We start from the raw sequence: 21,811 nt of genomic DNA, 5'->3' as shown, positions 1-21,811 counted from the left end.
AGCATGTCCGGACACTCCAAGTGGGCGACGACCAAGCACAAGAAGGCGGCCATCGACGCCAAGCGTGCGAAGTCGTTCGCGAAGCTCATCAAGAACATCGAGGTCGCCGCGAAGATCGGCGGCGCCGACCTCGCGGGGAACCCCACCCTCGTCGACGCCGTCCAGAAGGCGAAGAAGACGAGCGTCCCGAACGACAACATCGACCGCGCGATCAAGCGCGGCGCGGGTCTCACGGGCGAGACGATCGACTACACGGCGATCATGTACGAGGGCTACGCGGCCAACGGCGTCGCGCTCATGATCGAGTGCCTCACCGACAACAAGAACCGCGCGGCCGCCGAGGTGCGCACCGCGATGAGCCGCAACGGCGGCACGATGGCCGATCCCGGGTCGGTCGCGTACAACTTCAGCCGCAAGGGCGTCGTCTCGATCACGAAGGCTGAGGGCGTCGACGAGGACACGATCCTCGAGGCCGTGCTCGACGCGGGCGCCGAGGAGGTCATCGACCAGGGCGGCGGCTTCGAGGTCATCTCGGAGGCGGGCGACCTCGTCGCCGTGCGCTCCGCGCTGCAGGAGGCGGGCATCGACTACGACTCCGCCGAGGCCGAGTTCGTGCCGAACCTCAAGGTCGAGGCCGACCTCGAGACCGCGCGCAAGGTGCTGCGGCTCATCGACGCGCTCGAGGACCTCGACGACGTGCAGAACATCTACGCGAACTACGACATCTCCGACGAGGTGCAGGCGCAGCTCGACGAGGACGAGTAGGTGGTCTCGGCGTCGGTGCGCGTGCTCGGCGTCGACCCCGGGCTGACCCGCTGCGGCATCGGCGTCATCGACGTCGAGCGGCGGACGCCCTCGCTCGTCCACGTCGAGGTCGTGCGCTCCGACGCCGACGAGCCGATCCCGCAGCGGCTGCTGCGCATCGGCCGCGGCGTCGAGGCGGCGATCGACCGGCACCGCCCCGACGCGATCGCCCTCGAGCGCGTCTTCGCGCAGGCGAACCTGCGCAGCGTCATGGGCGTCGCGCAGATCTCCGGCATCGTGCTGCGCGCGGCTGCCGAGCGCGAGCTGCCCATCTCCCTCCTCACGCCGACCGAGGTCAAGGCCGCGGTGACCGGCTACGGCGCCGCCGACAAGCGCCAGGTGGGGGAGATGGTGCGCCGCCTGCTGCGGCTGCAGGCCGCGCCGAGCCCCGCGGACGCGGCGGACGCCCTCGCGATCGCGATCGCCGAGGGCTGGCGCGCGCGCGTCCCGGTGCGCGGCGCCGCGACGCCCGCGCAGCAGGCGTGGGCGGCCGCCGAGGCGGCAGCGAAGCGCCGCCCGGCTCGCTGAGCGGGGCGGCGCGTCGAACGCGGGTCAGCGCGAGCGGCGGTGCTCCCGGCGGCCGACCTCGATGGCGAAGAACACACCGACGCACAGCGCCGCGAGGCCGCCCGTGAACATGATGAGCTCGAGGCCCTCGGTCTCGAACGAGTAGCCCATGAGGATCAGGCCGCCGATGAACAGCACCATCGCGAAGGCGGTGTGGATGACGTGCATGGTCGCTCCCTGTCTGCGGATCGGCGGTCGGCATCGACTCTACCGGAGTCGCGAGCCCCGTCCGACGCGCGGCGCGGCAGGGCGGCGGGCGGGGTGGCCCGGCCTAGGCTGATGGGGTGATCTCCAGTCTCGACGGCACCGTGCTGTCCGCGCGGGGGCAGCGGCTCGTCGTGGGCGTCGCCGGCATCGGCTACGCCGTGGCGGTGACTCCGCAGTGCTCGCTCGCCGCGCGCGTCGGCAGCCCGATCGCGCTGCACACGCACCTCGTGGTGCGCGAGGACGAGCTCGCGCTGTTCGGCTTCGAGACCGAGGCCGAGCTCGATGCGTTCGAGCTGCTCATCGGCGTCTCGGGCGTCGGCCCGAAGTCGGCCCTCGGCGTGCTCGCGCACCTCGCGCCCTCCGAGCTCGCGCGCGCGGTCGCCGAGCAGGACGAGCGCGCGTTCAAGGCCGTGAGCGGCATCGGGCCGAAGACCGCGAAGCTCCTCATCCTGCAGCTGAGCGGCAAGCTCGCCGCACCGGCGCCCGCCGCGGCGGCGAAGGGGTCGGATGCGCGGGCAGACGTGCTCACGGCCCTCACGGGGCTCGGGTGGCCCGAGCGCACCGCGAACGACGCGATCGAGCGCGCGGCAGCCGCCGCCCCCGACGCCGCCGGCACGACCGGCGGACTGCTGCGGGCCGCGCTCGCCATCCTCGGGCCGGGGGCGCGGCAGTGACGGAGCCGATCGGCGATCCGCTCCTCGATCCGGGCGCGACGGCGGACGAGCTCGCCTTCGAGGGCGCGCTCCGGCCGGCGAGCCTCGCCGAGTTCGTCGGGCAGCCGAAGGTCAAGGGGCAGCTCGAGGTGCTGCTGCACGCCGCGCGCCTGCAGGACCGCGCGCCCGACCACATCCTGCTCGCGGGCCCTCCCGGCCTCGGCAAGACGACGCTCGCGAGCATCATCGGCGCCGAGACGGGGCGGCCCATCCGCTACTCGTCCGGCCCGGCGATCCAGCACGCCGGGGATCTCGCCGCGGTGCTCTCGGCGCTCGTGCCCGGCGAGGTGCTCTTCATCGACGAGATCCACCGCATGTCGCGCGCGGCCGAGGAGATGCTCTACCTCGCGATGGAGGACTTCCGCATCGACATCATGGTCGGCAAGGGAGCGGGCGCGTCGTCGATCCCGCTCGAGCTCGCGCCGTTCACGCTCGTCGGCGCGACGACGCGTTCGGGGATGCTCCCGGCGCCGCTGCGCGACCGATTCGGCTTCACCGCCCACCTCGAGTTCTACGTCGCCGACGACCTCGAGCGCGTGCTCGCGCGGTCCGCGCGGCTGCTCGGCCTCGAGATCGAGCCCGCGGCGCTCGGCGAGCTCGCGAGCCGCTCGCGCGGCACCCCGCGCATCGCCAACCGCCTGCTGCGCCGCGTGCGCGACTGGCTGCTCGTGCACGCCGGCTCGAGCGACCTCGAGGGCGTGCGCGCGGCGCTCGAGCTCTACGACGTCGACGAGGCCGGGCTCGACCGCATCGATCGCGCGGTGCTCCACGCGATCGCGCACCGGTTCGGGGGAGGCCCCGTCGGCCTCTCCACCCTCGCGGCGGCGATCGGCGAGGAGGCGGACACGATCGAGTCCGTCGTCGAGCCGTTCCTCGTGCGCGAGGGCCTCATCGGCCGCACCCCCCGCGGTCGGGTCGCGACCCCCGCGGGCATGCGCCACGCCCGCGCCGACATGCGGGAGCCCACGCTCGACGGGCTATGATGGTCGCTTGGCCCCGCGCGAAGCCGCGCAGGGCGAACCACCCTGAGAGGCTCTTCCTTCACGATGCTCTTCCTGCAGAACGCCGCCACCGGCCAGACGGGCTTCCAGCTCGACCCGCTGACCATCATCATGCTGGTCGTCCTCGCGGCGATGATCTTCTTCATGTTCCGCAGCAACAAGAAGCGCAAGGCGCAGGCTGAGGAGCTCCAGACCAAGATGGTGCCCGGCGCCGAGGTCATGACGAACTTCGGCCTCTTCGGCGAGCTGCGCGAGATCGACGAGGAGCGCAACGAGGCGCTGCTCGAGATCGCGCCCGGCACGATCGTCCGCGTGCACCGCCAGACGCTCGCCCGCGTCGTCGAGGATGACGCCGTCGTCGCCGAGGAGCGCGTCGACGACGTCGGCGACGCGGACGAGCCGCGCGACCGCGCCTGATCCGTGGCCAAGGCTCGGACCCGGGGCGCGCGCGCCCTCATCTGGCTCTTCGTGCTGATCGCCGGGCTCGCCGGCGCCAACCTCGCCGCCGTGCAGTTCTCGGGCGGCTCGTGGGCGCCGCAGCTCGCGCTCGACCTCGAGGGCGGCACGCAGATCGTGCTCGAGCCGCGGCTCGCCGAGGGCGCCTCGATCACGCAGGAGCAGCTCGACCAGGCGGTCGAGATCATCCGCCAGCGCGTCGACGCCTCCGGCATCTCCGAGACCGAGATCACCACGCAGGGAGGCCGCAACATCGTCGTCGCGCTCCCCGGTGAGCCCGACGCCGCGACGATGCAGCGCATCCAGGCGAGCGCCAAGATGGAGTTCCGGCCCGTGCTCGCCTCGGCCGCCGCGAACCCGCCGGGGGCGACCCCGACGCCCGAGGCGACCGAGCCCGCGGACGAGGCGCCCGCATCCGAGCCCACCGACTCGTGGGACCAGGCGTGGATCACGCCCGCGCTCCAGGCCGAGTTCGACGCGTTCCAGTGCGCCGACGTCGACCCGACGAAGGTCGCCGACCCCGATCGTCCGTTCATCACGTGCTCGACCGACGGCACCGCGCGCTTCATCCTCGGCCCGGTGCAGGTCGACGGGGCCGACATCGCCGACGCGCAGGTCACAGCCGCGACGAACTCGCAGGGGCAGGCGACCGGCGGCTGGGCAGTCAGCCTCGAGCTCGACGGCAACGGTCCGGCCGACTTCGAGGAGATCACCCGCGCGATCACGGGCCTGCCCGAGCCGACGAACCAGTTCGCGGTCGTGCTCGACTCGACCGTGCTCATGCCGATCTCGTCGAACGCCATCATCACCGACGGCAACGCGAGCATCACCGGCGGCTTCACGCGCGAGGGCGCCCAGAGCCTCGCCGACCAGCTGCGCTTCGGTGCCCTGCCGGTGAGCTTCCAGGTGCAGTCGAACGAGACGATCTCGCCGACGCTCGGCGCGAGCCAGCTGCAGGCGGGCCTCATCGCCGGCCTGATCGGCCTCATCCTGGTCGTCGCCTACTCGATCCTCCAGTACCGCGCGCTCGGGCTCGTCGTCGTGCTCTCGCTCGGCATCGCCGGCGTGCTGACGTACCTCGTCGTGACGTTCCTCTCGAGCACCGAGGGCTACCGCCTCTCGCTCGCGGGCATCGCGGGCCTCGTGATCTCGATCGGCATCACGGCCGACTCGTTCATCGTCTACTTCGAGCGCATCCGCGACGAGCTGCGCGAGGGCAAGCACCTGACCTCGGCGCTCGAGACCGGCTGGAAGCGCGCGTTCCGCACGATCCTCGTGTCGGATGCGGTGAGCTTCCTCGCCGCGGTCATCCTGTTCCTGCTCTCGGTCGGCAACGTGCGCGGGTTCGCCTACACCCTCGGCATCACGACGTTCATCGACATCGTGGTGGTCGCGCTCTTCACGCATCCGCTGCTGCGCCTGCTCGCGCGCACCGGGTTCTTCTCGTCGGGCCACCGGCTCTCGGGCCTCGACCCGCAGGCGCTCGGCGCCGTCTACCGCGGCAGGGCGCGCTTCCGCGAGCCCGTGCTCGCAGGCAAGGGCGCGACCTCCTCGCGGGAGGCGCAGCGCCGCCAATCGATCGCGGAGCGCAAGGCGGCCGCGGCCACGACGGGCAAGGAGGACTGATGGCGTCGCTCACCACCCTCGGCAACGAGCTCTACACCGGCGAGCGCTCGATCCCGGTCGTGTCCAAGCGCAAGACCTGGTTCATCGTCACCGCGGTCGTGCTCATCGTGCTCGCGCTCGGCACCGTCGTCCGCGGCGGCTTCGTCTTCGGCATCGAGTTCACCGGCGGCAGCGAGTTCCGCGTCTCCGGCCTCGAGTCGGCGAGCGTCGAGGGCGCGACCGAGACGGTCGAGGCCATCGTGCCCGACACGGAGGCGCGCGCCGCCGCGATCGGCCAGGACACCGTGCGCGTGCAGACCGACGCGGTCTCGGAGGAGCAGGCGGCCGAGATCCGCGCCGCGCTCGCCGAGCAGTACGGCGTCGAGACCGGCGACGTCGCGTTCTCGTTCATCGGCCCCTCGTGGGGCCAGGACGTCTCGCGGCAGGCGCTCATCGCGCTCGTGGTCTTCCTCGTGCTCGTCTCGATCGTGCTCGCCGCCTACTTCCGCACCTGGAAGATGGCGCTCGCAGCCCTCAGCTCCCTCGCGTTCGACCTGCTCGTGACGGCGGGCATCTACGGCATCATCGGCTTCGAGGTGACGCCTGCGGCGGTGATCGGGTTCCTCACGATCCTCGGCTACTCGCTCTACGACACCGTGGTCGTGTTCGACAAGGTGCGCGAGAACACCGCGCCCGGCGTCTCGGGCACCATGCTCGACAACATCAACCTGGCCGTCAACCAGACGGTCGTGCGCTCGATCAACACGTCGATCGTGGCGACGCTGCCGATCGCGTCGATCCTCTTCATCGGGGCGTTCCTGCTCGGCGCCGGCACGCTGCGCGACATCGCGCTCGCACTGTTCATCGGCACCATCGTCGGCACGTGGTCGTCGCTGTTCGTCGCTGCGCCTGTCTATGCTCAGCTGCGGCAGCACGACAGCATCGGCGAGGCCAAGGTCAAGGTCCAGCGCGAGCAGGGGGCCGTGGTCTAGCCACGATCGGAGGTCCGACATGAGCGAGGTGCAGCCCAGCGGCGGCTTCCGCACGCTCCTGCCGTTCCTGTTCTCCCGCTCGCACCGGGCGGGGGCGGTCGACGAGCTCATCCGCTCGGTCAAGTCGCAGCACCCGAAGGCCGACACGGGCCTCATCCAGCGCGCCTACATCGTCGCCGAGGAGGCGCACCGGGGGCAGTACCGCAAGTCGGGCGAGCCCTACATCACGCATCCGGTCGCCGTCGCGCAGATCCTCGCCGACCTCGGCATCGGCGCGATCACGGTCGCCGCCGCGCTGCTGCATGACACGGTCGAGGACACGAGCTACACGCTCGACCAGTGCCGCGCCGACTTCGGCGACGAGATCGCGATGCTCGTCGACGGGGTCACGAAGCTCGACAAGCTCAAGTACGGCGAGAACGCGCAGGCCGAGACGGTGCGCAAGATGGTCGTCGCGATGTCGAAGGACATCCGGGTGCTCGTCATCAAGCTCGCCGACCGCTTGCACAACGCGCGCACGTGGGGCTTCGTCTCGGGCGACTCGGCGCTGCGGAAGGCGCGCGAGACGCTCGAGATCTACGCGCCGCTCGCGCACCGCCTCGGCATCCAGACGATCAAGGTCGAGCTCGAGGACCTCTCGTTCGCGGTGCTGCAGCCCAAGGTCTACCTCGAGATCAAGAACCTCGTCGAGGCGCGCGCGCCCGAGCGCGAGCGCTACCTCGAGGAGGTCGTCGCGGGGCTCCGCGAGGACATGAAGGCCGGCAAGATCCGCGGGCGCATCGCCGGGCGACCGAAGCAGTACTACTCGATCTACACGAAGATGCAGGTGCGCGGCCACGACTTCGCCGACATCTACGACCTCGTCGGCGTGCGCGTCATCGTCGCATCGGTGCGCGACTGCTACGCGGTCCTCGGCGCGATCCACGCGCGCTGGCAGCCGATGCCCGGGCGCCTGAAGGACTACATCGCCACCCCGAAGTTCAACCTCTACCAGTCGCTGCACACGACCGTCATCGGCCCGCGCGGCCACCACGTCGAGATCCAGATCCGCACCGAGGAGATGCACCGCCGCGCCGAGTACGGCGTCGCGGCGCACTGGAAGTACAAGCAGTCGGGCGGCAGCGAGATGTCGTCGACCGACATGGCGTGGCTGCAGCACATCAACGACTGGCAGGAGGAGACGACCGACCCGGGCGAGTTCCTCGACTCGCTGCGCTTCGAGATCGGGGCGAAGGAGCTCTACGTCTTCACCCCGAAGGGCAAGGTCATCGGGCTGCCGGCCGGCGCGACGCCGGTCGACTTCGCCTACGCGGTCCACACCGAGGTCGGGCATCGCACGATGGGCGCGAAGGTCAACGGCCGGCTCGTGCCGCTCGACACGAAGCTCGCCACCGGCGACGTCGTCGAGGTGCTGACCTCGAAGAACCCGGATGCGGGGCCGAGCCAGGACTGGCAGGGCTTCGTGACCTCCCCGCGCGCACGCGCGAAGATCCGGCAGTGGTTCCAGCGCGAGCGGCGCGACGAGGCCGTCGAGGCGGGCAAGGAGGCGATCGCGAAGGCGATGCGGCGCCATGACCTGCCGATGCAGAAGCTCATGGGGCGGGATGCGTTCGCCCAGGTGGCCGCGCAGCTCAAGTACGACGACGTCACGGCGCTCTACGCGGCCGTCGGCGAGGGGCACGTCTCCACCCAGTCGGTGCTCGAGAAGGTCGTCGCGTTCATCCGCGCCGAGGAGGGCGGGGCGGACGACGCGCCCGAGCCGCTGCTGCCGACGCGCACCGCGTCGCGCCCGGCGGCGAGCACCTCGGGCGTCCTCGTGCGCGGCGCCGACGACATCCTCGTGAAGCTCTCCAAGTGCTGCACGCCCGTGCCGGGCGACGACATCGTCGGCTTCGTCACGCGCGGGCAGGGCGTGAGCGTGCACCAGCGCAGCTGCCCCAACGTGCAGGGGCTGCTCACCGAGCCCGAGCGCATGATCGAGGTCGAGTGGGCGCCCGTGTCGAAGGGACTGTTCCTCGTCAACATCCAGGTCGAGGCGCTCGACCGCTCCGCGCTCCTGAGCGACATCACCCGCGTGCTGAGCGAGCACCACGTCAACATCCTCTCGGCGAGCGTCAACACGGGCAGCGACCGGCTCGCGCTCAGCCGCTTCGCGTTCGAGATGGGCGACGTCACGCACCTCGAGAACGTGCTGAACGCGGTGCGCCGCATCGACGGCGTGTACGACGTCTACCGCATCACGACCGGCTGACCGCCGGCCGCGCGCCCTCGGCCGCAGCGCATCCGCTCACGTGCCGCACATGCAGGAGGCCGGCCCCGTCACGGGACCGGCCTCCTGCATGCGCCGCGATCAGCCGGCGGCGGCGACGACCTCGAGCCAGCTGCGCTTGGTCGCGAGCTCGGCTTCGATCTCGGCCTTGCGCTTCGCGTCCTTCGCGTCGGCGAGCTCGGCCTCGAGCGCCTCGATCGCCTCCTCGAGCTGGCCGGCGAGCCCCTCGGAGCGCGCCTTCCGCTCGGGGTCGGAGCGCTTCCAGTGCTGCTCGTCGAGCTCGCGCACGTGCGTCTCGATGGCCCGCATGCGGTCCTCGACCTCACGCAGCGACTCGCGCGGCACGCGGCCGATCTCGTCCCAGCGACGCTGGATGCTCAGCAGCGCGTCGCGCGCGGCGGCGCGGTCCTGCAGCTCGAGGATCGGCGCGGCCTCCTCGAGCAGCGCCCGCTTCGCGACGAGGTTGGCCGCGTACTCCTCGTTGTCGACCGCGGCCTGCTCGGCCTTCGCGGCGAAGAGGACGTCGCCGGCCTCCTTGAACTGGGCCCACAGCGCGTCGTCGATCTTGCGTCCGGCGCGGCCGGCGGCCTTCCACTGATCGAGCAGCGCACGGTAGGCGGGGATGCCGTCGACCCCCTTGGGCGCGAGCGCCTGCGCCTGCTCGACGAGCGCCTGCTTGCGGGCGCGCACGTCCTTGTGGGAGGCGTCGAGCTCGGCGAAGAACTTGCGGCGCGCGGTCTCGAGCGTGCTGCGGGCATCGCGGAAGCGCTTCCAGAGCGCGTCGGCCTGCCCCTTCGGCAGGCGCGGGCCGTCCTTCTGCAGGCGCTGCCAGTCGGCGAACAGCACGTCGACCTTCTGCATCATCTGCTTCCACTGCACGTCGCCCAGGTCGCCCGCGGCGAGCCGCTCGATCGACTCGACGACCTGCGTGCGCTCGGCGATCGCGTGCTCGAGGTCAGCCTTGCTCGCGGCCTGCTGCTGCGCCTCGAGCTCGCCGAGCGTGCCGCGGAGCGCGTCGAGGCGCGCGAGCAGCGCGGGGATGTCGCCCACGGCGCTCGAGCCCTGCACGGTCTCGTGGAGGTGCGACGCCGCCTTCGCGACGTCCTTCGCGTTCGCGCCGCCGCGGATGCGCTGCTCGAGCAGGCGCACCTGGCCCTCGAGCTCGGTGTGCTTGCGCTCGAAGTAGGCGAGCGCCTCCTCGGGCGTCGCGTCGGGGAACTGCCCGACGACGCGCCAGGCGTCGCCGTCGCGGACGGCGACCGTGCCATCGGCGTCGACGCGGCCGAAGCCGCGCTCGATGACGGGCTCGCCCATGGCCGGCCCCTGCGGCTCAGCGGCGGGCGCCTCCGGCTCGGCGGGCGCGTCCTGCTCGGCGGGCGCGTCCTGGTCGGCGGGCGCGTCCTGCTCGGCCGGCGCGTCCTGCTCGGCGGCGGGCGCCTCGTCAGCAGGAGCGGGGGTGTCCGGCTCGGCGGCGGGGGCGGCGGCCCCGGGAGCGGCGTCCTCGCCGGTCGCGGGCTCGCCGGCGACCGTCTCAGCGGCCTGCTGCTCGGCGTCGGCGTCGGTGGGCTGGATGGGGTCGGGCATGACGGAGTCTCTCGTACGAGGGGACGGGCAGGGTCGAGCCTATCGCGGCGGGCGGCGGCCGCTACTGCAGGACGAAGTCGTCGATCGTCACGGGCTCGGCGGGCGGGCCGTCCGGGACGCCGCCCTCCGTGCCGGCCGCGATCACCGTGTCGCGGAGCTCGTCGAGCCCCGAGGTGACGGTGCCGATGACGGTGTAGCCGCCCGCGGCGTCGGAGGGGATGGTGGTGTCGCCGTAGACGATGAAGAACTGGTGGCCGTTGGAGTCGGCGTTGCCGCTCTGGCGAGCCATCGCGATCGTGCCCTCCGGGTAGACGTCGTCGGCGGGCGCGTTCTCGATCGGGCCGTACATGTACGACGGGTCGCCGGCGCCGTTGCCGTCGAGCGAGCCGCACTGCAGCACGCTGAAGCCCTCGCTCGTGGTGAGGCGGTGGCAGCTCTTGCCGTCGTAGTAGTCCTGCTGCGTGTCGTGGAGCACGGCCGAGACCGCTTGCGGCGCGGCCTCGCCGTCGAGCTCGACGCCGAGCGCGACGCCGTCGATCGTGAGCGTGCCCGTCCATGACCGTCCCTCGGCGAGCTCGGGGCCGGGCACGGTCGACTCGGCAGCGGGCTCGCTCGCCGAGGGAGCGGGCGTCTCGTCGGCCGGGGCCGCGGGGGGCTGCGTGATCGAGAGCAGCCCGACGCCGCCGAAGAGCACGACGGCCGCAGCGACGCCGCCGACGATCGAGTCGCGCACCTGCCGGCGCTTCCGCCGCTCGTGCACGGCCTGCCGCGCGCGGTAGTCCCGGACGCGCCGCTCCTGCTCCTGCTTCGTGACCACGGACTCTCCTCCATCGATGCCGCGTGTGCGCTCGCCGGCGAGCGGCGGCGCGGCGTTCAGGCTACCGGCTCACCCGAGCGGAGCCCGACAGCGCCGCCCGCCGCGCGGCCGGTGTGGGCGGGCCCGCCTAGCATGGAGGCATGGCCATCGGGACGACGGCGCCGCTCGCGGTGCGGATGCGGCCGATGAGCCTCGACGAGGTCGTCGGCCAGCGCCACCTGCTCGGGCCGGGTTCGCCCTTGCGGCGGCTCGCGGCGAGCAGCACGGATGCGGCGGGCCGCTCGAGCGGCCAGAGCGTCATCCTCTGGGGTCCGCCCGGCACCGGCAAGACGACGCTCGCGCAGTCGATCGCGCACTCCTCCGATCGCAGGTTCGTCGAGCTGAGCGCCGTCACGGCGGGCGTCAAGGACGTGCGGCAGGTGATGGAGGAGGCGCTGAACCAGCGCGACCTCTTCGGGCAGTCCACGGTGCTGTTCCTCGACGAGATCCACCGCTTCACGAAGGCGCAGCAGGACGCGCTGCTGCCCGGCGTCGAGCAGGGGTGGGTCACGCTCATCGCCGCGACGACCGAGAACCCGTCGTTCAGCGTCATCAGCCCGCTGCTGTCGCGCTCGCTGCTGCTCACGCTCGAGCCGCTCGGCGACGACGACATCGGCGCGCTCGTCGAGCGCGCCGTCGCCGACCCGCGGGGCTTCGACGGCCGCATCGTGCTCGACGACGACGCCCGCGCCCAGCTCATCCGGCTCTCCTCGGGCGACGCGCGACGCGCGCTCACGGCGCTCGAGGCGGCCGGCGCGCACGCGCTCGAGGCCGCGTCGGCGTCGGGGGAGGAGTCGGATGCCGCGGCGACCGTGACGGCGGAGGCCCTCGCGACCGCGGTCGATCGGGCGCTCCTGCGCTACGACCGGCAGGGCGACGAGCACTACGACGTCATCTCCGCCTTCATCAAGTCGGTGCGCGGCTCCGACCCGGACGCCGCGCTGCACTACCTCGCGCGCATGATCGAGGCGGGGGAGGACCCGCGCTTCATCGCCCGCCGCATCATCGTGCTCGCGAGCGAGGACATCGGGATGGCCGACCCGCAGGGGCTCGTGATCGCGACCGCCGCCGCGACGGCCGTGCAGATGATCGGCATGCCCGAGGGGCGCATCCCGCTCGCCGAGGCCACCGTGTACCTCGCGACCGCGCCGAAGTCGAACCGCTCCTACCGCGGCATCGACGCCGCGATCGCCGATGTGCGCGCGGGCGACTTCGGGCGCGTGCCCATCCACCTGCGCGACGGCCACTACCCGGGCGCGAAGCGGCTCGGCCACGGCAAGGGGTACCGGTACGCCCACGACGCGCCCCACGGCGTCGCGACGCAGCAGTACCTCCCCGACCCGCTCGTCGGCCGCCGCTACTACGACCCCGGTGCGCACGGCTTCGAGCGCGACGTCGCCGCCCGCCTCGAGCGCATCCGCCGGATCCTGGCCGGCGACCGCTGATCTGGTAGTCTGGACGACGGCCCACCGGGCGGCAGCGTGCCACGGCATGCTCGCCTCGGGCCCGCAACCCTCCTTAGGTCCCGGCACTCGGCCGGGACAGCCGCTCGCGCGGCAGCGACTCAGCGAAGGAAGTCATGTCCACGAAGTCCCGTTCCCGTTCGAAGGTGCGCCTGTCGCGCGCCCTCGGCGTCGCCCTCACCCCGAAGGCCGCTCGCTACCTCGAGAAGCGTCCCTACGGCCCCGGCCAGCACGGCCGCACGAAGCGCAAGGCCGACAGCGACTACGCCGTCCGCCTGCGTGAGAAGCAGCGTCTGCGCGCCCAGTACGGCATCCGCGAGGCGCAGCTGCGCCTCACGTTCAACGAGGCCCGCCGCCAGCCCGGCCTGACCGGTGAGAACCTGGTCGAGCTGCTCGAGATGCGCCTCGACGCGCTCGTGCTGCGCGCCGGATTCGCCCGCACCACCGCGCAGGCGCGCCAGATGGTCGTGCACCGCCACATCATGGTCGACGGCCAGCGCGTCGACCGCCCGTCCTTCCGCGTGAAGGAGGGCCAACTCATCCACGTGCACGAGCGCAGCGAGGGCATGGAGCCGTTCCAGGTCGCGGCCGCGGGCGGTCACGCCCAGGTGCTGCCCCCGGTGCCGCCGTACCTCGACGTGCAGCTCGACCGCCTGCAGGCCCGCCTCGTGCGCCGCCCCAAGCGCGCCGAGGTGCCGGTCGTCGCCGACGTCCAGCTCGTCGTCGAGTACTACGCCGCTCGCTGATCCAGCGAACCGTCGGGAGGGGTCGCCAAGGTGGCGGCCCCTCCTCGTCGTTAGACTGCTACCGCCCCGCCGCCGATCCGGTGCGGAGCGAAGCGAGACATGAGGGAGACCCGCTGTGAAGAAGCTCCTGTTCCTGGCCGTCGGCGTCGTCATCGGCGTCTTCGCCGCACGGCGCATCGAGGAGAGCGAGAAGGGCAAGGCCTTCCTCGACAGCGTCGACGACCGCACGCGCGAGTTCACGGATGCCGTCAAGGACGGCTACCAGGCGCGTGACCGCGAGCTGCGAGGCGAGTGACGACACCCGATCCGAGCCCGGGCGCCCGTCGCGGCGCCCGGGTTCGTCAGGCCCCGAGGGGCTGGAAAGACTGACCTGATGCAGACCGCAGAGATCCACAGCCGCTTCCTGAAGCACTTCGAGCAGCGCGACCACACCATCCTCCCCTCGGCGTCGCTCGTGAGCGACGACCCCGCGATCATGTTCACGATCGCCGGCATGGTGCCGTTCATCCCGTACCTCTCGGGCCGCGTCCCCGCACCCTGGCCGCGCGTCGCCGACGTGCAGAAGTGCATCCGCACGAACGACATCGAGGAGGTCGGCCGCACGCCCCGACACGGGACGTTCTTCCAGATGGCCGGCAACTGGTCGTTCGGCGACTACTTCAAGCGCGAGGCGATCGAGTGGGCGTGGCAGCTGCTGACCGCCCCCGAGTCGGAGGGCGGCTACGCGTTCGACCCCGCTCGCCTGTGGGCGACGGTCTACGAGACCGACGACGAGGCCGAGCGGCTGTGGCTCGAGGTCACCGACCTGCCGGCCTCCCGCATCCAGCGCCTCGGCCTCGACGACAACTACTGGATGACGGGGCAGCCCGGCCCCGCCGGCCCCGACTCCGAGATCTTCTACGACATGGGGCCCGAGTACGGCCCCGAGGGCGGCCCCGCGACCGGCAGCGACCGCTACGTCGAGATCTGGAACCTCGTCTTCATGCAGGACGAGATCGCCGACGTGCGCTCGAAGACCGAGTTCACGATCGTGCGCGAGCTGCCGAACAAGAACATCGACACCGGCATGGGCCTCGAGCGCATCGCGTTCCTCAAGCAGGGCGTCGAGAACATGTACGAGATCGACCAGGTGCGGCCCGTGCTCGACCTCGCGAGCGAGCTGAGCGGCCGGCGCTACGGCGCCGAGCACGAGGACGACGTGCGGATGCGCGTGGTCGCGGACCACGTGCGCTCGTCGCTCATGCTCATGGGTGACGGCGTGACGCCCGGCAACGACGGCCGCGGCTACATCCTGCGCCGCCTCATGCGCCGGTCGATCCGCGCGATGCGCCTGCTCGGGGTGCACGATGCCACCTTCCCGACGCTCTTCCGCGCGAGCTACGACGCGATGCGCGCCGCCTACCCCGACCTCGACGCGGCCTGGGGCCGCATCGAGCGCCTCGCGGTCGCCGAGGAGGAGACGTTCCTGAAGACGCTCGAGGCGGGCTCGACCGTGCTCGACCTCGCGATGGCCGACGTGCGCCGCGACTCCGCGCGCACGGTGCCGGGCAAGACCGCCTTCCTCCTCCACGACACCTACGGCTTCCCGATCGACCTCACGATGGAGATCGCCGAGGAGGCGGGGCTCGAGGTCGACCGCTCGACGTTCGAGACCCTCATGAGCGAGCAGCGCACGCGCGCGAAGGCCGACGCGAAGTCGCGCCGCCGCCAGCTCGCCGACCTCTCGGTCTACGCCGACCTGCGCGCGAAGGGCGAGACGGCGTTCCTCGGCTACGACGAGCTCGAGGCCGACGGCGAGGTCATCGGCATCGTCGCCGGCGGCCAGCAGGTGCGCTCGGCCGGCGTCGACCAGGAGGTCGAGGTCATCCTCACCGCGACGTCGCTCTACGCGGAGTCCGGCGGGCAGGACAGCGACCAGGGCCGGCTCGTCGGCGCGGGCTTCGAGGCCGAGGTGCTCGACGTGCAGCGCCCCGTCCAGGGCCTCATCAGCCACACGGTCCGCGTCACGAGCGGCGAGATCGCCGTCGGCGACGTCGCGCACGCGGTCGTCGACCCGCTGTACCGCCGCGGCGCCAACAAGGCGCACTCGGCCACGCACCTCGTGCACGCGGCGCTCCGGCAGCTGCTCGGCCCGGACGCCGTGCAGGCGGGGTCGTACAACAAGGCCGGCTACATGCGCCTCGACTTCACCTGGTCGAGCCCGCTCTCGCCCGACATGCGGGCCGAGCTCGAGGGCATCGCCAACAACGCCATCCGCGACGACCTGCCGGTCGAGACGCGCGTCATGCCGCTCGACGAGGCGAAGGCGCTCGGCGCGATGTCGCTCTTCGGCGAGAAGTACGGCGACACGGTGCGCATGGTCGACATCGGCGGCCCGTGGTCGCGCGAGCTGTGCGGCGGCACCCACGTGGGCACGTCGAGCCAGGTGGGCCTCATCTCGATCACGAGCGAGGCGAGCGTCGGCTCATCGGCGCGGCGCGTCGAGGCCGCCGTGGGCGCGGACGCGTTCGAGCAGCTCGTCGCCGAGCGCACGCTCGTCAGCGAGCTCACCTCGATGCTCAAGACGCCGCGCGAGCAGCTGCCCGGCCGCATCCAGGAGATCGTCGCGGCGCTCAAGACGGCCGAGAAGCGCATCGCCGAGTTCTCCTCGCAGCAGCTCGCCGGTCGCGTGCAGCCGATCGCGGACGCCGCGGAGCGCGTGGGCGACGTGCGGCTCGCGGCCGTCGACCTCGGCGCCGTCGCCTCGCAGGACGACCTGCGCTCGCTCGCGGGCCAGGTGCGGGAGCGGCTCGGGGCCGACGCGGCGGTCGTCGCCGTCGGCGGCGCCGTCGACGGCAAGCCCGCGATCGTCGTCGCGACGAACCAGGCGGCGCGCGACGCCGGCCACGCCGCCGGCCCGCTCGCGAAGGCCGCTGCAGGCGTGCTCGGCGGCGGAGGCGGCGGCAAGCCCGACATGGCGCAGGGCGGCGGGCAGGACGCGAGCGCGATGCCCGCGGCGCTGGCAGCCGTGCGCGAGGGGCTGAGCCGCTGAGCGCGATGGCCGGCATGCGACGGGGCGTGCGGATCGGGGTCGACGTGGGCAGGGCCCGCGTCGGCGTCGCCCGGTGCGACCCCGACGGCCTGCTTGCGACGCCCGTGGAGACGATCCAGCGCGCGACCGTCGACCCGGTCGCGCGGCTGCGCGAGCTCGCGGCAGAGCTCGACGCCATCGAGGCGGTCGTGGGGCTGCCGATCTCGCTCTCCGGCGGCGACACCCCGAGCACGCAGGACGCCCGCGACATGGCGGCGCAGCTCGCCGCGACCATGCCCGTGCGGCTCGTCGACGAGCGGCTCTCCACCGTGACCGCCTCGGCGGGCATGCGCGCATCCGGCCGCTCTGCGAAGCAGCAGCGCCAGACGATCGACCAGGCGGCCGCGGTCGTCATCCTGCAGCACGCGCTCGACTCCGAGCGCGCCGCCGGGCGCGCGCCCGGCGAGCTGGTGCACGACGGCGGCGAGGCCGCACTCCGAGAGAGGGACTGACATGGCCGGACGACGCGAGCGCGCTCGACTCGAGCGCAAGGCGCGCGCCCGCAGGCGCATCATCGGCTGGAGCATCGCGCTCGTCGTGGTGATCGGCCTCTCCGTCGCGGCCGTGTGGGGCGTGCAGCGCCTCGCGGAGCGGTTCAGCGGACCCGAGGACTACCCCGGCCCCGGTACCGGCGAGGTCGTCGTGCAGGTGCAGTCGGGCCAGAACGGCTACGACGTCGCGGCGACGCTCGTCGAGGAGGACGTCATCGCGAGCGCCGAGGCGTTCACCGACATCCTCGTCGCCGACCCGTCGATCCAGCTGCACCCCGGCGCGTTCCGCCTGCAGCAGCAGATGCCCGCGCAGGCCGCGCTCGACGCGCTGCTCGACCCCGCGAACAAGGTCGAGCTGCGCGTGACGGTGCCCGAGGGCTACACGCTGCCGCAGGTGTTCGAGCGGCTCGAGCGCGACCTCGGCATCCCCAAGCAGGAGTTCGTGCAGCTCGCGAGCGACGTGTCCAACTTCGACGTGCCTGCCGATGCGCTCAACATCGAGGGCTGGCTCTTCCCCGCGACGTACACGTTCGACGACGGCGTGACGGCGCAGGGCGTGCTCGACACGATGATCGCCCGCCAGCACCAGGCGCTCGAGCAGCACGGGGTCTCGGCCGACGACGCGCAGCGCGTCATCACCTTCGCGTCGCTCGTCCAGCGCGAGGCGCGCTACGCCGACGACTTCGGCAAGGTCGCGCGGGTGTTCCAGAACCGCCTCGACATCAACATGCCGCTGCAGTCCGATGCCACCGTCGCGTACGGCACCGGGAACCTGCACGTCGTGACGACGACGCGCGAGGAGCGCGCCGACGCATCCAACGCGTACAACACCTATGCGCACCCCGGCCTGCCGGTGGGGCCGATCGGCGCGCCGGGCGACGTCGCGATCCAGGCGGTCCTCGAACCGACCGAGGGGCCGTGGCTGTACTTCGTGACCGTCAACCCGGAGACGGGCGAGACCGTCTTCTCGGAGACCTACGAGCAGCATCAGGTCGCGGTGCAGCAGTTCCAGCAGTTCCTGCGCGACAACCCGGGCTGGGGCGGCTGAGTGCCGGATGCCTCGGCCGGAGCCTGGCGGCTCGCGGTCGTCGGCGCGCCGATCGAGCACTCGCTCTCGCCGGTGCTGCAGGGCGCCGCGGCCGCCGCGCTCGGGCTCGACTGGCGCTACGAGCGGCGGCTCGTCGCGGCGGGTGAGCTCGCGGGCTTCGTCGACGCGCTCGACGGTCGGTGGCTCGGCCTGTCGGTGACGGCGCCGCTCAAAGAGGAGGCCCGCGCGCTCGCGCGGTGGGTCGACGAGCGCGCCGAGCGCACGGGAGCCGTCAACACGCTCCTGCTCGACGGCGCCGCACCGCGGGGGTGGAACACCGACGTCGGCGGCATCGTGCGGGCGTTCGCGGATGCGGGCCTCGCGTCGGCCTCCACGGGCGCGATCGTGGGTGCGGGCGCGACCGCGCAGTCGGCGCTGCTCGCGCTCGCAGAGCTCGGGGCGCGCCGCGTGACCGTCGCGCTCCGCACGCCCGCGAAGGGCGCGCGAGTGCAGGAGCTGGGGGAGCGGCTCGGCGTCGCCGTCGTGCTGCAGTCCCTCGAGGCGGCTCTCCCGGCGGTGGATGCGGCGGTCTCGACGCTCCCGGCCGCGGCCGCGCTCGTGCCGGCCTTCGCGCATCCGCCCGCCGTGCTGCTCGACGCCGACTACGCGGGCGCGGCCGGCTCGCGCTACGTCGCGACGCTCGGTGCCGAGCGCGTCATCGACGGGCGCGAGATGCTGCTCGGCCAAGCGGTGCTGCAGGCGCGCATCTTCGCCCACGGCGACGTCGATGCGGCGCTGCCCGACGAGGATCGGGTCGCCGACGCGATGCGGGCGGCGATGGTCCGGGCGGCATCCGCGGGTCTGGAAGAATCGTAGGCATGCTGCGCTGGCTCACTGCCGGGGAGTCCCACGGCCCCGAACTGATCGCGATCCTCGAGGGGATGCCCGCGGGCGTGCCGATCACCGCCGAGCAGATCCAGGCCGATCTGCAGCGCCGCAAGCTCGGTGCCGGCCGCGGTGCGCGCATGAAGTTCGAGCAGGACGAGCTCTCGATCTCGGGCGGCGTGCGGCACGGCCTCACGCAGGGCGGCCCGGTCGCGCTGCGCATCGGCAACACCGAGTGGCCGAAGTGGACCGAGGTCATGGGCGCGGCGCCGCTCGAGGGCGAGCTCACCGGTGCGCGCGCCGCGAAGCTCACCCGTCCGCGCCCCGGCCACGCCGACCTCGTCGGCATGCAGAAGCACGGCTTCGACGAGGCGCGGCCCGTGCTCGAGCGCGCGAGCGCGCGGGAGACCGCGGCGCGTGTCGCGCTCGGCGCCGTCGCGCGCGCCTTCCTGGGCGAGCTGGGCGTGCGGCTCGTGAGCCACACGCTCTCGATGGGCCCCGTGCGCGTGCCCGAGGGCGCGCCGCTGCCGACGCCCGACGACGTCGAGCGGCTCGACGCCGACGAGCTGCGCTGCAACGACCCCGGCACGAGCGCCGCGATGCTCGCCGAGGTCGAGGACGCCAAGCGCTCGGGCGACACGCTCGGCGGCATCGTCGAGGTGCTGGCCTACGGCCTCCCGCCGGGGCTCGGCTCGTACGTGCACTGGGATCGCCGGCTCGACGGACGCCTCGCACAGGCGCTCATGGGCATCCAGGCGATCAAGGGTGTCGAGGTCGGCGACGGCTTCGAGACGACGCGCCGCCGCGGCAGCGTCGCGCACGACGAGCTCATCGTCGGCGACGACGGCGTGCACCGCGAGACGGGTCGCGCCGGCGGCATCGAGGGCGGCATGTCGACGGGCGACGTGCTGCGCGTGCGTGCCGGCATGAAGCCGATCGCGACCGTGCCGCGGGCGCTGCGCACCATCGACGTCGCGACGGGCGAGGCCGCGCAGGCGCACCACCAGCGCTCCGACGTCGCCGCGGTTCCCGCCGCGGGCGTCGTCGCCGAGGCGATGGTCGCGCTCGTGCTCGCGGACGCGATGGTCGAGAAGTTCGGCGGCGATTCGGTCGCCGAGACGCGCAGGAACCTCGACGCCTACCTCGCCGCCATCCCCGAGTCGCTGCGCACGTCGCCGTGACCGCCGGCGGGCTCCGGCCCGGTGCAGCGCACGGCCCGCGCCCCGGCGACGAGGCGGGCACCGTCCCGCCCATCGCGCTCATCGGCCCCATGGCGGCGGGCAAGACGTCGCTCGGCCGCAAGCTCGCCACGCGCATCGGCCGCACCTTCGCCGACACCGACCGGCTCGTGGTGCTCGAGCACGGCCCCATCCCGCAGATCTTCGCCGAGCACGGGGAGCCGGTGTTCCGCCGCTGGGAGGCCGACGCCGTGCAGCGCGCCCTCACCCCGGGCGCGGTCGTCGCGCTCGGCGGCGGCGCCGTGCTCGACCCGGGGACCCAGGCGCTGCTGCGCGAGCAGGCGACGGTCGTGCTCGTGACCGTCGACGAGGAGGCCGCCGCGCGCCGCATCGGCGGCGGCGGTCGGCCGCTCCTCGCCGACGGCATCGCCGCCTGGCGGCGCATCGCGCGCGAGCGCGAGCCCCTCTACCGCGAGCTCGCTGACACCGTGCTCGACACATCCCGCACGCCCATGGCGCGGCTCGTCGACCAGCTGCAGGGCTGGCTCGAGGAGCGCGGCCTGTGACCGCCGCAGGCCGCGCCCGCACCCCGAACCGAAGGAGCGCATCCGCATGACCACCATCCGCGTCGAGACCGAGGCGCCGTACGACGTGCACGTCGGCAGGGGGATCCTGGTGGAGCGCCTGCGCGAGTCGCTCGGCGACGCCCAGCGCCTGCTCGTCGTGCACCAGCCCGCCATGAGCCGCATCGCCGACCACCTGAAGGACGAGCTCGGCATCGAGGTGCTGCTCGCCGAGGTGCCCGACGCCGAGGCCGCCAAGCGCATCGAGGTCGCGCAGTTCCTGTGGCAGATCATGGGGCAGGCGGAGTTCACTCGCACGGATGCGGTGCTGGGGCTCGGCGGCGGCGCCGTCACGGATCTCGCGGGCTTCGCCGCGGCGACGTGGTTGCGGGGCATCCGCGTGCTGCAGGCGCCCACGAGCGTGCTCGGGATCGTCGATGCGGCCGTCGGCGGCAAGACCGGCATCAACACCGAGCAGGGCAAGAACCTCGTCGGCGCCTTCCACCACCCCTCGCTCGTCGTCGCCGACCTCGAGCTCGTGGACTCGCTGCCGCGCAACGAGCTGCTCACCGGGTTCGCCGAGATCGCGAAGGCGGGCTTCATCGCCGACCCGCGCATCCTCGAGCTGCTCGAGGGCTCGCTGGACGCCGCGACCGACCCGACGACGCCGGAGTTCCAGGAGGTCGTGGCGCGCTCGATCGAGGTGAAGGCGCGCGTCGTCGCGAACGACTTCCGCGAGGCGGGGGAGCGCGAGTTCCTCAACTACGGCCACACGCTCGGCCACGCGATCGAGCACACCGAGCGCTACCGCTGGCGCCACGGCGCGGCCGTCTCGATCGGCATGGTGTTCGCCGCCGAGCTCTCGCGCCTCGCGGGCCGCCTGCCCGAGTCGGTCGTCGACCGGCACCGGGCGGTGCTCTCGTCGCTCGAGCTGCCGATGACCTACCCGGTCGGCCGCTGGCAGACGCTGCTGGGCACGATGCGCAAGGACAAGAAGGCGCGCGGCTCGATGCTGCGCTTCGTCGTGCTCGACGACGTCGCCAAGCCGCGCATCCTCGAGGGGCCCGACGAGGGCCTGCTGTTCATGGCGTACCAGTCGCTCGCCGACTGACTCGGCTCGCACCCCTCGTCGGTCGAGGAGCGCGCGCCGGAGGCGCACGCGTCGCTGTCGTCGGTCGAGGAGCGCGCGGCGCAGGCGCCCGCGTCACTGTCGTCGGTCGAGGAGCGCGCGCCGGAGGCGCCCGCGTCACTGTCGTCGGTCGAGGAGCGCGCGCCGGAGGCGCACGCGTCACGAGACCCCGCCCTTGCGCGCCGTCGCGGCGCTCGCGCAGACT

The 21,811-nt window shown here is 72.9% G+C and carries 21 protein-coding genes; 18 read left to right on the top strand and 3 right to left on the bottom strand.

Features of this window, described 5'->3' with window-relative positions:
* Positions 1–3 precede the first annotated feature (3 nt).
* A complete protein-coding gene (locus BLT67_RS01360) occupies positions 4–765 on the top strand; it encodes a YebC/PmpR family DNA-binding transcriptional regulator (RefSeq protein WP_092665174.1) in 762 nt (253 codons plus the stop codon).
* Complete coding sequence (ruvC, locus tag BLT67_RS01355) at positions 766–1,332, top strand: crossover junction endodeoxyribonuclease RuvC (protein WP_092665171.1); 567 nt, start codon at positions 766–768, stop codon at positions 1,330–1,332.
* Between the two features lie 24 nt (positions 1,333–1,356).
* Here ruvC and BLT67_RS01350 read toward each other — a convergent pair whose 3' ends face one another.
* Positions 1,357–1,539, bottom strand: a complete 183-nt coding sequence (locus tag BLT67_RS01350) for a hypothetical protein (RefSeq protein WP_092665168.1) — start codon at positions 1,537–1,539, stop codon at positions 1,357–1,359.
* A gap of 116 nt (positions 1,540–1,655) precedes the next feature.
* Between BLT67_RS01350 and ruvA the strand changes: the two genes are divergently transcribed.
* The 6 genes from ruvA to BLT67_RS01320 all read left to right on the top strand — a co-directional run bounded on the left by ruvA (position 1,656) and on the right by BLT67_RS01320 (position 8,596).
* Entirely contained in the window at positions 1,656–2,252 is a 597-nt protein-coding gene (gene ruvA / locus BLT67_RS01345; RefSeq protein WP_092665165.1) for a Holliday junction branch migration protein RuvA, read from the top strand.
* Between the two features lie 8 nt (positions 2,253–2,260).
* Positions 2,261–3,274: a Holliday junction branch migration DNA helicase RuvB gene (gene ruvB / locus BLT67_RS01340; protein ID WP_092667452.1), complete on the top strand. Its 1,014-nt coding sequence runs from the start codon at positions 2,261–2,263 to the stop codon at positions 3,272–3,274.
* 63 nt (positions 3,275–3,337) lie between these two features.
* Entirely contained in the window at positions 3,338–3,709 is a 372-nt protein-coding gene (locus BLT67_RS01335) for a preprotein translocase subunit YajC (protein WP_092665162.1), read from the top strand.
* 3 nt (positions 3,710–3,712) lie between these two features.
* Positions 3,713–5,374 carry a protein translocase subunit SecD gene (gene secD, locus BLT67_RS01330; RefSeq protein ID WP_092665159.1) on the top strand — a complete coding sequence of 554 codons (1,662 nt, stop codon included), beginning with the start codon at positions 3,713–3,715 and terminating at the stop codon, positions 5,372–5,374.
* Positions 5,374–6,345 (top strand): protein translocase subunit SecF, encoded by a 972-nt coding sequence (secF, locus tag BLT67_RS01325; RefSeq protein WP_092665156.1) that lies wholly within the window; start codon positions 5,374–5,376, stop codon positions 6,343–6,345. The genes secD and secF overlap by 1 nt, the downstream gene beginning before the upstream one ends.
* A 19-nt stretch (positions 6,346–6,364) precedes the next feature.
* A complete protein-coding gene (locus tag BLT67_RS01320) occupies positions 6,365–8,596 on the top strand; it encodes a RelA/SpoT family protein (protein WP_092665153.1) in 2,232 nt (743 codons plus the stop codon).
* A 99-nt stretch (positions 8,597–8,695) separates the two neighbouring features.
* Here the strand turns inward: BLT67_RS01320 and BLT67_RS01315 are convergent, their stop codons facing one another.
* Both BLT67_RS01315 and BLT67_RS01310 read right to left on the bottom strand, forming a co-directional pair.
* Positions 8,696–9,928, bottom strand: a complete 1,233-nt coding sequence (locus tag BLT67_RS01315) for a DUF349 domain-containing protein (protein WP_092667451.1) — start codon at positions 9,926–9,928, stop codon at positions 8,696–8,698.
* 331 nt (positions 9,929–10,259) lie between these two features.
* A complete protein-coding gene (locus tag BLT67_RS01310; protein WP_092665150.1) occupies positions 10,260–11,015 on the bottom strand; it encodes a peptidylprolyl isomerase in 756 nt (251 codons plus the stop codon).
* Between the two features lie 140 nt (positions 11,016–11,155).
* Between BLT67_RS01310 and BLT67_RS01305 the strand changes: the two genes are divergently transcribed.
* From BLT67_RS01305 to aroB, 10 genes are all read left to right on the top strand, one after another.
* The gene (locus tag BLT67_RS01305) at positions 11,156–12,499 is read left to right on the top strand and encodes a replication-associated recombination protein A (protein WP_092665146.1); all 1,344 of its coding nucleotides are present in this window, start codon (positions 11,156–11,158) and stop codon (positions 12,497–12,499) included.
* A 134-nt stretch (positions 12,500–12,633) separates the two neighbouring features.
* The gene (rpsD, locus tag BLT67_RS01300) at positions 12,634–13,263 is read left to right on the top strand and encodes a 30S ribosomal protein S4 (RefSeq protein ID WP_092665143.1); all 630 of its coding nucleotides are present in this window, start codon (positions 12,634–12,636) and stop codon (positions 13,261–13,263) included.
* A 115-nt stretch (positions 13,264–13,378) separates the two neighbouring features.
* Positions 13,379–13,558 (top strand): hypothetical protein, encoded by a 180-nt coding sequence (locus BLT67_RS01295; RefSeq protein ID WP_092665140.1) that lies wholly within the window; start codon positions 13,379–13,381, stop codon positions 13,556–13,558.
* Between the two features lie 78 nt (positions 13,559–13,636).
* The gene (gene alaS, locus BLT67_RS01290; RefSeq protein ID WP_092665137.1) at positions 13,637–16,294 is read left to right on the top strand and encodes an alanine--tRNA ligase; all 2,658 of its coding nucleotides are present in this window, start codon (positions 13,637–13,639) and stop codon (positions 16,292–16,294) included.
* 5 nt (positions 16,295–16,299) lie between these two features.
* Entirely contained in the window at positions 16,300–16,785 is a 486-nt protein-coding gene (ruvX, locus tag BLT67_RS01285) for a Holliday junction resolvase RuvX (RefSeq protein WP_092665134.1), read from the top strand.
* Position 16,786: 1 nt separating this feature from the next.
* On the top strand, positions 16,787–17,872 hold the full coding sequence (gene mltG / locus BLT67_RS01280; protein ID WP_092665131.1) for an endolytic transglycosylase MltG: 1,086 nt from the start codon (positions 16,787–16,789) through the stop codon (positions 17,870–17,872).
* Positions 17,873–18,727: a shikimate dehydrogenase family protein gene (locus BLT67_RS01275; protein WP_092665128.1), complete on the top strand. Its 855-nt coding sequence runs from the start codon at positions 17,873–17,875 to the stop codon at positions 18,725–18,727. It abuts the gene before it with no gap.
* A 2-nt stretch (positions 18,728–18,729) separates the two neighbouring features.
* Complete coding sequence (gene aroC, locus BLT67_RS01270) at positions 18,730–19,917, top strand: chorismate synthase (protein WP_092665125.1); 1,188 nt, start codon at positions 18,730–18,732, stop codon at positions 19,915–19,917.
* A complete protein-coding gene (locus tag BLT67_RS01265) occupies positions 19,914–20,480 on the top strand; it encodes a shikimate kinase (protein ID WP_331712154.1) in 567 nt (188 codons plus the stop codon). Before aroC ends, BLT67_RS01265 begins: the two co-directional genes overlap by 4 nt.
* 46 nt (positions 20,481–20,526) lie before the next feature.
* Positions 20,527–21,588, top strand: a complete 1,062-nt coding sequence (gene aroB, locus BLT67_RS01260) for a 3-dehydroquinate synthase (protein WP_092665123.1) — start codon at positions 20,527–20,529, stop codon at positions 21,586–21,588.
* The last annotated feature ends 223 nt before the right edge of the window (positions 21,589–21,811 follow it).

This window comes from Agrococcus carbonis, from assembly GCF_900104705.1.
Lineage (GTDB): Bacteria > Actinomycetota > Actinomycetes > Actinomycetales > Microbacteriaceae > Agrococcus > Agrococcus carbonis.
Note: the sequence above shows the minus strand (reverse complement) of the source record. Positions and strands in the feature narration are given on the sequence as shown.

Excerpts from the sequence above, each read along its gene's own strand:
- BLT67_RS01360 (WP_092665174.1), top strand. The coding sequence starts at position 4 with ATGTCCGGACACTCCAAGTGGGCGACGACCAAGCACAAGAAGGCGGCC.
- BLT67_RS01350 (WP_092665168.1), bottom strand. The coding sequence starts at position 1,539 with ATGCACGTCATCCACACCGCCTTCGCGATGGTGCTGTTCATCGGCGGC.
- BLT67_RS01335 (WP_092665162.1), top strand. The coding sequence starts at position 3,338 with ATGCTCTTCCTGCAGAACGCCGCCACCGGCCAGACGGGCTTCCAGCTC.
- secF (WP_092665156.1), top strand. The coding sequence starts at position 5,374 with ATGGCGTCGCTCACCACCCTCGGCAACGAGCTCTACACCGGCGAGCGC.
- BLT67_RS01320 (WP_092665153.1), top strand. The coding sequence starts at position 6,365 with ATGAGCGAGGTGCAGCCCAGCGGCGGCTTCCGCACGCTCCTGCCGTTC.
- BLT67_RS01315 (WP_092667451.1), bottom strand. The coding sequence starts at position 9,928 with ATGGGCGAGCCCGTCATCGAGCGCGGCTTCGGCCGCGTCGACGCCGAT.
- BLT67_RS01305 (WP_092665146.1), top strand. The coding sequence starts at position 11,156 with ATGGCCATCGGGACGACGGCGCCGCTCGCGGTGCGGATGCGGCCGATG.
- rpsD (WP_092665143.1), top strand. The coding sequence starts at position 12,634 with ATGTCCACGAAGTCCCGTTCCCGTTCGAAGGTGCGCCTGTCGCGCGCC.
- alaS (WP_092665137.1), top strand. The coding sequence starts at position 13,637 with ATGCAGACCGCAGAGATCCACAGCCGCTTCCTGAAGCACTTCGAGCAG.
- ruvX (WP_092665134.1), top strand. The coding sequence starts at position 16,300 with ATGGCCGGCATGCGACGGGGCGTGCGGATCGGGGTCGACGTGGGCAGG.
- mltG (WP_092665131.1), top strand. The coding sequence starts at position 16,787 with ATGGCCGGACGACGCGAGCGCGCTCGACTCGAGCGCAAGGCGCGCGCC.
- aroC (WP_092665125.1), top strand. The coding sequence starts at position 18,730 with ATGCTGCGCTGGCTCACTGCCGGGGAGTCCCACGGCCCCGAACTGATC.
- aroB (WP_092665123.1), top strand. The coding sequence starts at position 20,527 with ATGACCACCATCCGCGTCGAGACCGAGGCGCCGTACGACGTGCACGTC.